Source organism: Alteraurantiacibacter aquimixticola, assembly GCF_004965515.1.
GTDB classification, from domain to species: Bacteria; Pseudomonadota; Alphaproteobacteria; order Sphingomonadales; family Sphingomonadaceae; genus Alteraurantiacibacter; species Alteraurantiacibacter aquimixticola.
On sequence record NZ_SSHH01000003.1, the window covers coordinates 1 to 11,816 of the forward strand.

At 63.5% G+C, this 11,816-nt stretch carries 13 protein-coding genes; 8 read left to right on the plus strand and 5 right to left on the minus strand.

Going from position 1 to position 11,816, the window contains the following annotated elements:
• The coding region (locus E5222_RS10920) for an OmpA family protein (RefSeq protein WP_136692845.1) at window positions 1-245 on the plus strand (245 nt) is incomplete at its 5' end.
• A gap of 80 nt (window positions 246-325) precedes the next feature.
• Here the strand turns inward: E5222_RS10920 and E5222_RS10925 are convergent.
• The 3 genes from E5222_RS10925 to E5222_RS10935 are packed head-to-tail and all read right to left on the minus strand — an operon-like array spanning window position 326 to window position 2,066.
• Window positions 326-1,225, minus strand: coding sequence for a sterol desaturase family protein (locus E5222_RS10925; RefSeq protein WP_136693841.1), 900 nt, complete (start codon window positions 1,223-1,225; stop codon window positions 326-328).
• Entirely contained in the window at window positions 1,222-1,614 is a 393-nt protein-coding gene (locus tag E5222_RS10930) for a hypothetical protein (protein WP_136693842.1), read from the minus strand. Before E5222_RS10930 ends, E5222_RS10925 begins: the two co-directional genes overlap by 4 nt.
• Before the next feature lie 11 nt (window positions 1,615-1,625).
• Window positions 1,626-2,066 (minus strand): protein tyrosine phosphatase family protein, encoded by a 441-nt coding sequence (locus tag E5222_RS10935; RefSeq protein WP_136693843.1) that lies wholly within the window; start codon window positions 2,064-2,066, stop codon window positions 1,626-1,628.
• Window positions 2,067-2,357: 291 nt separating this feature from the next.
• Here E5222_RS10935 and E5222_RS16835 point away from each other — a divergent pair, with 291 nt between their 5' ends.
• From E5222_RS16835 to E5222_RS10970, 7 genes are all read left to right on the plus strand, one after another.
• Window positions 2,358-3,137 carry a cold-shock protein gene (locus E5222_RS16835; RefSeq protein ID WP_136693844.1) on the plus strand — a complete coding sequence of 260 codons (780 nt, stop codon included), beginning with the start codon at window positions 2,358-2,360 and terminating at the stop codon, window positions 3,135-3,137.
• A gap of 133 nt (window positions 3,138-3,270) precedes the next feature.
• Entirely contained in the window at window positions 3,271-4,455 is a 1,185-nt protein-coding gene (locus E5222_RS10945) for an aspartate aminotransferase family protein (protein WP_136693845.1), read from the plus strand.
• Window positions 4,455-5,399, plus strand: a complete 945-nt coding sequence (argF, locus tag E5222_RS10950) for an ornithine carbamoyltransferase (protein WP_136693846.1) — start codon at window positions 4,455-4,457, stop codon at window positions 5,397-5,399. The genes E5222_RS10945 and argF overlap by 1 nt, the downstream gene beginning before the upstream one ends.
• A 31-nt stretch (window positions 5,400-5,430) precedes the next feature.
• Window positions 5,431-6,336: an Hsp33 family molecular chaperone HslO gene (gene hslO, locus E5222_RS10955; RefSeq protein WP_136693847.1), complete on the plus strand. Its 906-nt coding sequence runs from the start codon at window positions 5,431-5,433 to the stop codon at window positions 6,334-6,336.
• Window positions 6,333-6,836, plus strand: a complete 504-nt coding sequence (locus E5222_RS10960) for a DUF3617 domain-containing protein (RefSeq protein WP_246021723.1) — start codon at window positions 6,333-6,335, stop codon at window positions 6,834-6,836. Before hslO ends, E5222_RS10960 begins: the two co-directional genes overlap by 4 nt.
• Window positions 6,837-6,891: 55 nt before the next feature.
• Complete coding sequence (gene queC / locus E5222_RS10965) at window positions 6,892-7,590, plus strand: 7-cyano-7-deazaguanine synthase QueC (RefSeq protein ID WP_136693848.1); 699 nt, start codon at window positions 6,892-6,894, stop codon at window positions 7,588-7,590.
• A complete protein-coding gene (locus tag E5222_RS10970) occupies window positions 7,590-9,137 on the plus strand; it encodes a spinster family MFS transporter (RefSeq protein WP_136693849.1) in 1,548 nt (515 codons plus the stop codon). The genes queC and E5222_RS10970 overlap by 1 nt, the downstream gene beginning before the upstream one ends.
• On the opposite strand, the gene E5222_RS10975 is transcribed toward E5222_RS10970, so the two are convergent.
• Window positions 9,138-9,596, minus strand: coding sequence for a DUF2793 domain-containing protein (locus tag E5222_RS10975; RefSeq protein ID WP_136693850.1), 459 nt, complete (start codon window positions 9,594-9,596; stop codon window positions 9,138-9,140).
• A 24-nt stretch (window positions 9,597-9,620) separates the two neighbouring features.
• Window positions 9,621-11,804 (minus strand): phage tail protein, encoded by a 2,184-nt coding sequence (locus E5222_RS10980; RefSeq protein WP_136693851.1) that lies wholly within the window; start codon window positions 11,802-11,804, stop codon window positions 9,621-9,623.
• Window positions 11,805-11,816 lie beyond the last annotated feature (12 nt).

Consider the following 11,816-nt stretch of genomic DNA (forward strand, 5'->3'; position numbering starts at 1 on the left):
GTACGGCAGCTATCATGCTGGCAGGCCACGCCGACCGCTCGGGTTCGACGACCTACAATGTCGGCCTGTCCGAACGGCGTAACGAGAGTGTGCAGGGCTACCTGACCGCTCGCGGCATCCCGCAGGCGCGCATCTCGAGCGAAGCCTTCGGCGAAAGCATGCCCCGTGTGCCGACCGCCGACGGTGTGCGCGAGCTGCAGAACCGCCGCGTGGAAATCACCTACGGTCCGGGCTCGGGCAACTAAGCCAAGCTAGCAGCCAGGCGATATGAGAAGGGCCGGGAGTGCGAACTCCCGGCCATTTCTTTGTGGGTATCAGGTGCGACTCAACTCTCGGCAGTCTCTTGCTCAGCCAAGGCGGTTCGCTGCCGGATCATGTCGGAGGTCTCGCGGCTGCCGTCATGTGTCCAGCCGGGCTCGCGCCACATATAGGAAAGCTTGTGCTTCCAAGGCGCCGACCGGACGTCGCGCGCGATATCTGCCCATTCGTGGAACGCGGCCTTCACGATGTTGAAGCTGCCCAGCTGGTGGACGATGCCATAGCGAATCACCTCGTCATCCCGCTCCAGCTCGAAGGTTCCGAACAGCTTGTCCCAGACGATGAAGGTGCCGGCATAATTGCGGTCGAGATAGCGGCCGTTGGTCGCGTGATGGACGCGGTGATGCGACGGCGTGTTCATCACCGCCTCGAACCAGCGCGGCATGCGGTTGATCGCTTCGGTGTGAATCCAGAACTGGTAGATCAGGTTGAAGGCGGCACAGGTCAGGATCATCCCCGGCTCGAACCCGATCAGCGCCAGCGGCAGGCGGAAGATAAAGGACAGGGCGACAAAGCTGGTCCATGTCTGCCGCAGCGCAGTCGACAAATTGTAATGCTGGCTCGAATGATGGTTCACATGCGCAGCCCAGAACCAGCGCACGCGGTGCCCGGTGCGATGTTGCCAGTAATAGGCGAAGTCATCGAGGATGAAGCACAAGGCCCAGGCCCACCAGGCCCAGCCGATCGCGAAAGGCGCAAAGCCGTGCACCCAGCCGAGCAGCGGCACGGTGGCGAGTGCGGCCAGCGCCCCCGCCACCAGGCTACCCATTCCCATGCCGAGCGAGACCGCAGTATCGCGGCTCTCATAGGCGCGTTGGCGCCCGGTGCGTCGCGCCCAGACGATCTCCAGCGCGATCAGTGCCACGAAGAAGGGGATGGCATAGGGAAGGGGATCGAAAGCCGTCATGCGGCAGCAATAGCCTTTTCAAGCGATTCGATCCAAAAGCCCTGATCGTCCTCGATCGCCAGCTGAAACTTCCACAGCGGATCGACCAGCGTGATGCCGGTTGCATCGCGGGTGACGGACAGTCCCGGGCCTGCCAGCCGGACCATGAAATGCGCGCCGTGGGGGATGATCACCGCCACGCGCCCGTCCGCATCGGCCAGCAATGCCCCGTGTCCCACGCAATCCAGAGCGATATCGCGCGCTGCGAAGCCTCCGGGAAGCGATGCCGCCAGCGCTGCAGCCTCCGCCTCATCGGTCAGCTGCGGCTTTCCGGCGAAACCGAGCCAGCGCGCCAGTCCGATCAGGAACAGGACGGCAAGTATCGTGGCGCCGATGGCGGCAAGCGACAAGGCAAGCCTCTCTAGCTTTTGGCCTTGGCAGCGTAATCCTGCATCTTTTCCCATATGGGAGCGACGTTGTAGCCCGCGCGATCCGCAGCCTTGGCGAGCTCTTCCGGATCGCCGCCGGTCTTCGATTGCGCTAGTGCCCACAGCAGCGTGGAGCGCGTGCCTGAGCGGCAATAGGCGAGGACTTTCCCTTCCGCGGTATCGAGCAGGTCGGCCATGGACTTCACCTGCGGTTCGCTGAAACCGGCATGGGTGATGGGAATGGCATGGTAAGCCATACCCGTCGCCAAAGCCGCCTCGCGGATCTTCGCGCCTTCTGTCTGGTCGCTGCTTTCGCCTTCGGGGCGATTGTTGATAATGGTGACAAAGCCCTGCTCGGCCGCCTCGGCAACATCCGCGACGGTGATTTGCGGGCTTGCCCAGAACTCTTCTGTTACTTCCCGAAAGTCGCTCATTGTTCCTGCTCCACCTGCTACCGCCTTGCTGTTTGCGCATTGCGCGGCTGCTGTTGTGCATTTTCTAAAGCCCGCTGATCGGCGTGACGCAAGGGCCTTGGCTTCTCCGCCTGCCACAAATGCCGAATAGCTGTAACAAGAGCGCAATCTTAAAATGTTCGCCAGCGGGTCATAAGTGCTATATATAACCGCAACTGGAGTGGTGGGCAGGTCCTTCGCTTCCTCCTCGCGGGCGGTTCGTCCGGTCCGCGGGGTGAACGATCAGGGCGGTAATGAAGGTTTATTGAGTACATGGGTTACGACAAAGGTCGTCGCGGCCGGGGACGCGACAAGCGGGACGGTTTCGGCGAAGACGGATTTGATCCTTTCCAGGAAGGCGGCATGCCGCCGATGGGCGGTAACGACTGGCGCGGCGGCGGCGGCGGCGACGATTGGCGTGGCGGCGGCGGCGGTGGTGGCGACCGCTTCGGTGGAGGCGGCGGTGGCCGCTTCAACGATGATCGTGGCGGCAATCGCGGCGGCGGCGGCTTTGGTGGTCGCGGCGGCGGCGGTGGACCGCGCGGCGGCGGCGGCGGCGGTGGGATGCCTGCCCAGGTCGTCGGCACCGGCCAGGGCAAGGTCAAGTTCTTCAACGCCCAGAAAGGCTTCGGTTTCATCCAGCGCGATGAAGGCGGCGAGGATGTATTCGTCCATATCAGCCAGGTCGAACGTGCGGGCCTCGAAGGGCTGGCCGAAGGGCAGGAGCTGCAGTTCAACCTGGTCGATCGCGGGGGCAAGGTCTCCGCAGCCGACCTTCAGGTCGTGGGCGATGTGATCGAAGTTCCTGCTCGTGCGCCGCAGCGTGAGCTGACCGGCGAAAAGGCCGTTGGCACGGTGAAATTCTTCAACGCGATCAAGGGCTTTGGCTTCATCACCCGTGATGACGGCAAGGAAGACGCTTTCGTCCACATCACGGCTGTGGAGCGTTCCGGCCTGTCCGGAATCAACGAAGGCGACCGCTTCGAGTTCGATCTCGAAGTCGACCGACGAGGCAAGTACTCGGCCGTCAATCTGGTGCCGGTGCAGGGCTAGGCCTGCGGGCACATCCGGTTCGGCGGCCGCGTGTTTGACCGGCCGCCGTCCCCGTCATAGATGATTAGGCATGACGAGGCGGCCAACCGGCCGCCATTTGTCGTTTCAGATATCGATTCGAAGGAATTTGTTCATGTCCATCACCCCGCTCATGCCGGTCTATCCCCGGTGCGGCGTCCGGCCCGTCAAGGGCGAGCATTGCCACCTCATTTCCGAAGATGGCACGCGCTATCTCGATTTCGCATCGGGTATCGCGGTCAACCTGCTGGGGCACTCGCATGCCGGCCTGATCGGCGCGATCCAGAAGCAGGCGGAAACGCTGATGCACGTCTCCAACCTCTATGGCAGTCCGCAGGGGGAGGCGCTGGCGCAGAAGCTGGTCGACGCCACTTTCGCCGACACCGTCTTCTTCACCAACTCTGGCGCCGAAGCCGTCGAAGCGGCGATCAAGACCGCGCGCGCCTATCACCAGAGCGAGGGGGGTGATTCGAATCGGTTCGAGCTGATCACCTTCAACAACGCCTTTCACGGCCGGACGATGGCGACGATCAGCGCCTCCAGCCAGGAAAAGATGCACAAGGGTTTCAGCCCTCTGCTGCCCGGCTTCAAATATGTCGAGTTCAACGATCTCGAAGGAGCGAAGGCAGCCATCGGTCCGCATACGGCCGGCTTCCTGGTGGAACCGATCCAGGGTGAAGGCGGGATTCGCGTTGGCACGCCCGAATTCATCGAGGGCCTGCGCCAGCTGGCGGACGAGCATGACCTGATGCTGGTGTTCGACGAGGTGCAGACCGGCGTCGCCCGCACGGGCACGCTCTACGCCTATGAGCAGTACGGCATTGAGCCCGACATCATGGCGACTGCCAAGGGGATTGGCGGCGGCTTCCCGCTCGGCGCCTGCCTCGCCACCGAAAAGGCTGCGCGCGGTATGACCTTCGGCACGCATGGCTCCACCTATGGCGGCAACCCGCTGGCCATGGCGGCCGGCAGTGCCGTGATGGATGCCGTGGCAAATGAGGACTTCCTTGCCCAGGTGCGCGAGAAGGGAGAGCGGCTGCGCTCGCGGCTGGAACAGTTCATCGGGAATTATCCCGAGCTGTTCGAAGGCGTGCGGGGCATGGGCCTGATGCTCGGCCTGAAGATGAAGGGTGAGCCGCGTCCCTTCATGGTGCATCTGCGCGACAATCACCAGCTGCTGACCGTCGCGGCGGGCGATGGAACGCTGCGGCTGCTGCCGCCGCTGGTGATCGGCGATGTGGAGATGGACGAGTTCTTCGAGAAGCTCTCCGCCGGCACTGCGGATTACGAGGAAAGCTGATGGCTTACCGGCATTTCCTCGACCTCGCCGATGCGGGCGGCAACGATATTGCCGCCATGATCAATGACGCGATCGACCGGAAAGCGGCGCGCAAGGGCTGGCCCAAGGGCCATCCCGATGCCGATGCGCCGCTGTCCGGGCGCGTGCTCGCCATGGTGTTCGAGAAGAACTCGACCCGGACGCGCGTCAGCTTCGATATCGCCATTCGCCAGCTGGGCGGCACGCCGCTGATCCTCGATTCGGGGACATCGCAGCTCGGTCGTGGAGAGACCGTGGCCGATACAGCGCGCGTGCTCGGCCGCATGGCCGATGCGATCATGGTCCGGACGGACGATCATGCGAAGGTCGAGGAAATGGCCCGCCATGCGGGTATACCGGTCATCAACGGGCTGACCGATCGCTCGCATCCATGCCAGATCGTCGCCGACCTGCTGACCGTGATCGAGCATGGGCAGGCGCTTCCGGGGCTAAAGCTCGCCTGGCTGGGCGACTGCAACAATGTCATGAATTCGCTGGTCCAGGCGGCCGGGCTGATGAAGTTCGACATGGCGATCGGCACCCCCGAGGGCTACGTGCCCGATCCGCTCTATATCGAAGCGGCGCGTGCTGCGGGTTCCACCATCACCGTCACTCATGATGCGGCCGAAGCTGCGGCGGGTGCGGATGTGGTGGTCACCGACACCTGGATCTCGATGGGGCAGGAGCATGCAGAAGCGAAGTTGGCTGAGCTTGCGCCTTTCCAGGTCAATGCGGCGCTGATGGCAAAGGCCAAGCCGGGTGCGAAATTCCTGCACTGCCTTCCCGCGCATGTGGGTGAGGAAGTGAGCGAGGACGTGTTCGAAGGACCGCAATCGGTGGTCTTCGACGAGGCGGAAAATCGCATCCACGCGCAGAAATCGGTGCTTTTGTGGAGTTTCGGCTTGCTGGGTGACGGCGCGGGTTAACTTCGCGCCAGACTATCCCCATATTCGGGCGATGGCAGAATCCTCTTCCGAACAGCCGCAGACCGGCTTCGACCAGATCCTCAGCTTCACCATCCCCGAACGCGACTGTCGCGGGCGGATGGTGCGGCTGGGGCCGGTGCTGGACACGATCCTGGGCGCGCATGACTATCCGCCTGCGATCAAGCACGTGCTGGCCGAAGCTCTGGTGCTCACCGCTCTGATGGGCGGACTGCTCAAGGAGGAGGAAGACCAGCTGACCATGCAGGCGCAGGCGCAGGACGGCGTTATCACCCTGCTGGTGTGCGATTATCGCCAGGGCGAGCTGCGCGGCTATGTCGAACATGATCCGGCGGAGTTCGACACGCTCGGGTCGGACCCGACGCTGGCGGATATCTTCGGCACCGGCTATCTCGCGATCACATTCGACATCGCCAAGACCGGGCAACGCTATCAGGGCGTGGTGCCGCTCGAAGGCGAATCGCTGACCGATGCGGTCGAAGCCTATTTCGCGCAGAGCGAGCAGGTGCCCACTTTCATCCATACGGCGGGAAAGTCCGGCGCGTCCGGCAATATCGGCGGCGGGCTGCTGGTGCAGCATCTTCCCGAAGGTGAGGAAGGGCGTGAGCGCCTGCATGCCCAGCTCGATCACCCACATTGGGAGCATGTCGCCGTGCTGGCCGAAAGCCTCAGCGACGAGGAGTTGATCGAACAGGGTTTGTCATTGGAAGAACTGCTCTGGCGCCTGTATCACGATGAGCGAGAGATTCGCGTCGAGCAGGGGGCCAAGCTCATGCGCGGATGCCGCTGTTCGGAAGTCTATTTCGAGGAGGTCCTGGCTCGCTTTCCGAAAGAGGATCGTCGCGACATGGCGGATGAAAACGGGATCATCATGGTCGACTGCGCATTCTGTTCAAAGCAGTTCCCGATTCAGGATTGATCACGAAGGTAGGCAACTCGTCGCAGGTAGAGGGCAATTGGCCGTTCATCTTGCGTGATGTACAAAGTGCTGTCGAAAAGGTTTTGGAGAATGACATGGTAAGAGAAAGGGCAGTCAGACTGGCATTCGCCGCCGCCGCGGCCTTTTTCGCCATGTCGTGGCCAGTCGCCGCACAGGCACCTGAACTTGCGATGCTCGATCAGCTGGACAAGGGCAATTGGCAGCTCCGCCTGCGGACCGATGGTTCGCAGCGCTCCATTTGCGTGCGTACTGGCCGCGAGCTGATCCAGATTCGGCACCGTCAATCGGGTTGCTCGCATTTCGTCGTTCAGGACGAACCGAACGAAGTTACGGTGCAATATACCTGCCGCGGTGACGGCTATGGCCGCACGACAATTCGCCGGGAAGGCAATGCGCTCGTGCAGATCCGCAGCCAGGGCATCCAGGGCGGGGCACCGTTTTCACTTGAGGGGGAAGCGCGCAGGACGGGTGCCTGCTGAGCCGAAAGGCGAGAGCGCTCTTGCTCTATGCAGCGCAGCTGCCTAGCCGTGGCCTATGGTAGAAACCACGCCCAAGGCAGTCATTCTCTTGTCGGGGGGCCTCGATTCGATGGTCGCCGGGGGGATCGCCCGTGAACAGGGCTACGCGATCTATGCGCTGACCATCGACTACAACCAGCGGCATCGTCGCGAGATCGGATCGGCGCGGAAGATTGCCGAAGCGCTGGGTGCAGAGCGGCATGTGGTCCTGCCGCTGGACCTTAGCCAGTTCGGCGGATCGGCGCTGACGGACGATATCGAAGTGCCGAAGACCGGCGTGGGGGAAGGCATCCCCGTAACCTATGTGCCGGCGCGCAATCTCGTTTTCCTGTCGCTCACCTTGGCTTGGGCGGAGGCGATCGGTGCACATGACATCTTCATCGGCGTCAACGCGCTCGACTATTCCGGTTATCCCGATTGCCGCCCGGACTTCATTGCGAGCTTCCAGGAAACGGCGCGGCTGGCAACGCGCGACGGGGTCGAGGGAAAGCCCTTCACAATTCATGCGCCGCTGCAGCATTGGGGGAAGGCCCGCATTGCTCAGGAGGCGGAGAGGCTCGGCCTCGATCCGGTCATGAGCTGGTCCTGCTATGATCCCACGCCCGAAGGAATGGCGTGCGGATTGTGCGACAGCTGCCGTCTACGTCAGAAGGGCTTTGCGGAAGCGGGGCTTGAAGACCCCACGCCTTACGCTGCGCGGCCAGGACCGGGTTGATGGCTGAAGCGGGAGAGGAACAGCACAGCGACGACGACAAGGTTCCCGGCTACAGCTGGTATGCCCTTGGCGTCCTGTTCGTTGTCTACCTAGTCAATTTCGTCGACCGCCAGATCCTGTCGATCCTGGCGAACGATATCCGTGCGGACCTTGGCATCGACGATGCGCAGCTTGGATTCCTTTACGGAACGGCGTTTGCGATCTTCTATGCTCTCTTCGGCATCCCGCTGGGCCGTCTTGCCGATGGCTGGGTGCGCGTGCGGCTCCTGAGCCTTGGCCTGACCTTGTGGTCCTGCATGACAATCCTGTCCGGTTTGGCGCGGAATATGACTACGCTGACCATTGCGCGGATCGGCGTGGGTGTAGGGGAAGCGAGCGCGAACCCGTGTGCCTATTCGCTCATTTCGGACTGGTTTCCCAAGCGGATCAGGGCGACGGCGTTGGCGATCTATTCGTCCGGCCTGTTCGTTGGCAGCGGCTTGTCGCTGCTGATCGGCGGCACGATTGTCGAGCGCTGGAATACCACCTACCCAGAAGGCGGGCTGCTGGGCCTTGCGGGATGGCAGGCTGCCTTCATCATGGTTGGGTTGCCCGGCCTGCTGCTCGCAGTCTGGGTTTTGTCCCTTCGGGAACCGAAGCGCGGCGTATTGGACGGGGGGGAGGCTGAAGGAAATCCCAATGCATGGCGCGACTTTGCCGGCCAGGTTGTGCAGATCGTCCCGCCGTTCACGCTGGTGGGTGCCGCACGGCGCGGTGGCTCATCCCTCGCCATCAACCTCTCGGTAGCAGCTGCGCTCGCCATCCTCGCTTTTGGAGCCTCACTGCTGTTCGGAAACGCCCAGCAATTCTGGTTCGTGGCCGTCGGCTACTACGCAGTGTTCAGCTGGGCCAGCGCGCTGCACGCCGAAGATGCCGAAACCTTTGCGATGACCATCAAGGCTCCCGCGTTCGTTGAGATCGTGCTGATCTATGCCGCTGTTTGCTATATCGGCTATTCGATCACCTATTGGGCGGCGCCCTATGCAGAGCGTGCCTTTGGCTTTTCGAAATCGGAGCTGGGCTGGCTGATCGGCGCGCCCAATGCGTTGGGCGGCTTCCTTGGCGTTATCATGGGCGGCTGGCTGGCGGACCGCCTTGCCCGTCGCTTCCAGGCAGGTCGCGTGCTGGTGCCGGCGATCGCATTGCTGGCGTCGGTGCCACTTCTGCTGGTCGGCTACACCACGGCCTCCAGCACACTATTCCTGGTCTGCAACTTCCTTGGCCAGATGGTCACCTCATCGGCGCTGGGAGCCTGTGCGGCGGCCAGCCTCGCGCTGGTCAAGCCGCGTATGCGTGGAACGGCCACGGCGGTCTTCCTGCTCGGCGCGACCTTGATCGGGCTAGCCTTCGGCCCGTTCATTGCGGGTCTGATCTCCGAAACCACTGGGAGCCTGGGGCGCGGTGTGATGTTCTCACTGGTAGCGGTGGTGCCGGGCATGCTGGCCTTGTGGATGGCCGTGCATCACTACCCGGCATCGCTGGCGCGCGTCGCGCACGCACCATCTTGATCAGGTATCCGGCAGGATAGCTGCTGCGACGAGCGCCGCGATCAGTCCAGTGATTGCCGCGCGCGCTTCGGTATCGACGACGCTGCCACCGGAGGGTTCCGCAACCGTGCTCGCCATGTGCCAGCCATCGGCATAGCGACGAAGCTGGCCAGCGGCCTGATCGAGCACTGTCATGCCGTTGCGCGGTGTCGCGAAGATCCAGTTGCCCGCCTGATGGCAGGCGAGCTCGCCATCATGGCCAGCCCATCCGTCGCTGGCGCCCGCGGCCACGAGCCAGCATTCGCCATCTGCGGGATTGGCGGGGGGTGTCCCGGCTTCGCCCTCGATGGCGGGATGCAAGAGCAGGTCTGCCAGCGCATGCGCCTCGTTCACGAAGAACTCTTTCTGCGCCTGTCCGGGGAAGAGGAAGGGAAGCCCGAAGCGTGGGCTGGCCGAAGTAAAGCTGATGGGATCTGCCATGGTAGGTATCTCCGTTATGTGGGGTCAGGCGATGGTGTGGAGGAGCAGTGGATCGGATGCGCTGAAGCTGCCGACCTGGCGTACCCAGATGGGCTTGCCCGCATGGTCGGCTGCCAGAGTGGCCGCGGTCGCCGGAGCAATCGACAGCGCTGGTTCGCTTACCTCCCACAAAAGGTCGGGGCTCTGCGGGTCCCCCAAGCCGACCAGGTAGCGCTCGGCTTGCTCGTTCAGAGGGGCATCGACGAGGTCGGGCCACTCCCATGCGCCGCGTGATCGCCTCGTCCAACTGAGAGTCAGGGAGTTGTCCGTTGCCGGGGTCGCGCGCCCATGGACGGGAGAGAGCGGCCTTAACGTTGTACCTGCCAGCTCGATCGGTGCGGTCACGGGCGTGATATCGGCGAGGCCGGTTGCGGCAATAGCAGTTGCCGAGGCAATGCGGGCGGGATCGAGCAGCATCGGCCTGTTGTCGAGCAGGACGAAGCGTGTGCCGGAGGGGTGACGTTCGGTAGCATGACGTTCCGTCCCGGCGCGACCGCGCAGAAGTCCCGATAATCGCCAGCGCGTGGACGACAATGGGGTGGCGTGCGCGAACTGGATGATCTCACTTCCGAGCAGCGCTTTGTTGGCGCCCCCGGCAAGACCTGCAGCGGTTGCTCCGACAAGCTGGAAATCCTCCGATGCCAGTTCGACTTCGATGCTCTCTACTCTGGAAAGCAGGGCGGGATTGCCCGGGGCGAGTGCAGTGCTGGTCGTGCCGAGGATCGTACGTCGCCGCCCGGTAGTGCCAACCGGTTCGAGTCCCCCGTCGACGACCGCATAGAGTGCTGCCCCAGCCCAGCCCGATGTGGTCGAGGATGCAGCGGCATAGACCTGCCGATCGGTTCCGCTGCCCGTGCCGTCCCACGGCAGCTCGAAAGCGTGGAGTTCGGTCGGCGTCGCTTGGATATCCGCTATCCGCAACGAAATGCCCGGATCCGCTGGCTGGATGCGCGCGGGTGAATGCGGCATCCGCTGCAACTCCAGCTCGACGCCGGTTTCGCGCAGCTCCCAGTTCTCGATGCGCCACAAACCGGGCTTTCCGGGCAGAACGACAATCCTGCCTGGCGCCATGGCCGGGTCGAGCTCGGCAATCCGCCACAGGATCGTCTCTTTCTCCCAGGTCGCGCGTTCGGCGGCCTGGTTGGCGAGGCCGCGTGCATCGCTTGCATCGAGTGCTCCGGGGAAGTCGATCACCCGGCTGCGACCCGGGCGCGCGCGGCCGTCTGCGCGCTGCAGTCCGGCCTGGTAGTCGCGGGCGAGATCGTAATAGCGCAGCCCTTCGGGAATCTCGCGCAAGTCCGCCTGCCGCCTGCGGCTCTTTCCCGATGTTGGTCCGAACCCATCGCCTGACAGATCGGTGGCGGTCTGGGGCAGGAGGGCGGGATTTCCGGGGAGCGTATCGGATGACTTTACCGTCAGTGTCTGGCCGCTGGCATCGCACGAAAAGGGATAGACCGTGGCGATGCTCTCGAGGCTGGACATCAGGGGCCCGCCTTCTTCGCTGAAGCCGACGAGCGAGGGCAGCGGGCGGTCGACTTCGATCTGGCTTCCGGCAGGGCGGATCATTTCGGCCAGCGAGACCTCGCCGTCATCGGCTATGACTTCGAAGGACAGACTGGGGATGCGATTGCCGAAGTCGGCCAGCTCCAGGCTTTCGAATACGCAATAGGCAAGCCCGCGATAGGCAGGGCATTCGGGGCCGATCGCAGAGGCGAGCAATGGGTCGGGCTGCTGGTCGCCATGGCCGAGATAGATGCGCAGCTCGCCGCCGACCTTCAGGTCACCCGCGGCACCGCGCAGCAAGTTTCCGTCCGCCCAGATGCGGCCGATATTCTTGATCGGCCGGCTGCTCAGCGCGACGGCGAATGAGGAGGAATAGCTGTATGTCGTGACCGAGGGCTGGCCCTTGCCGCCGCCCTGGCTCTCGCTGCTTTCGGCGAGGTCGGTGGCCCAGATGATGCTGCCGGGCACACGGATCTTGCCGTAATGCCGGCCCATGGGCGTGCCGTAGCTGGAGGTGGTGATGCGCAGTTCTTTGAGGCGCGCGCCTTCGCGATCACCCGGCTTGAAAATCAGTTGGTCGATCTGGCTGCCGATAAGTGCGCCAACGGCCGAGCCGATCGGTCCGCCGACCACCTGGCCGACGGCGGAAAGTACGATAGTAGCCATGCGAAGATGCCT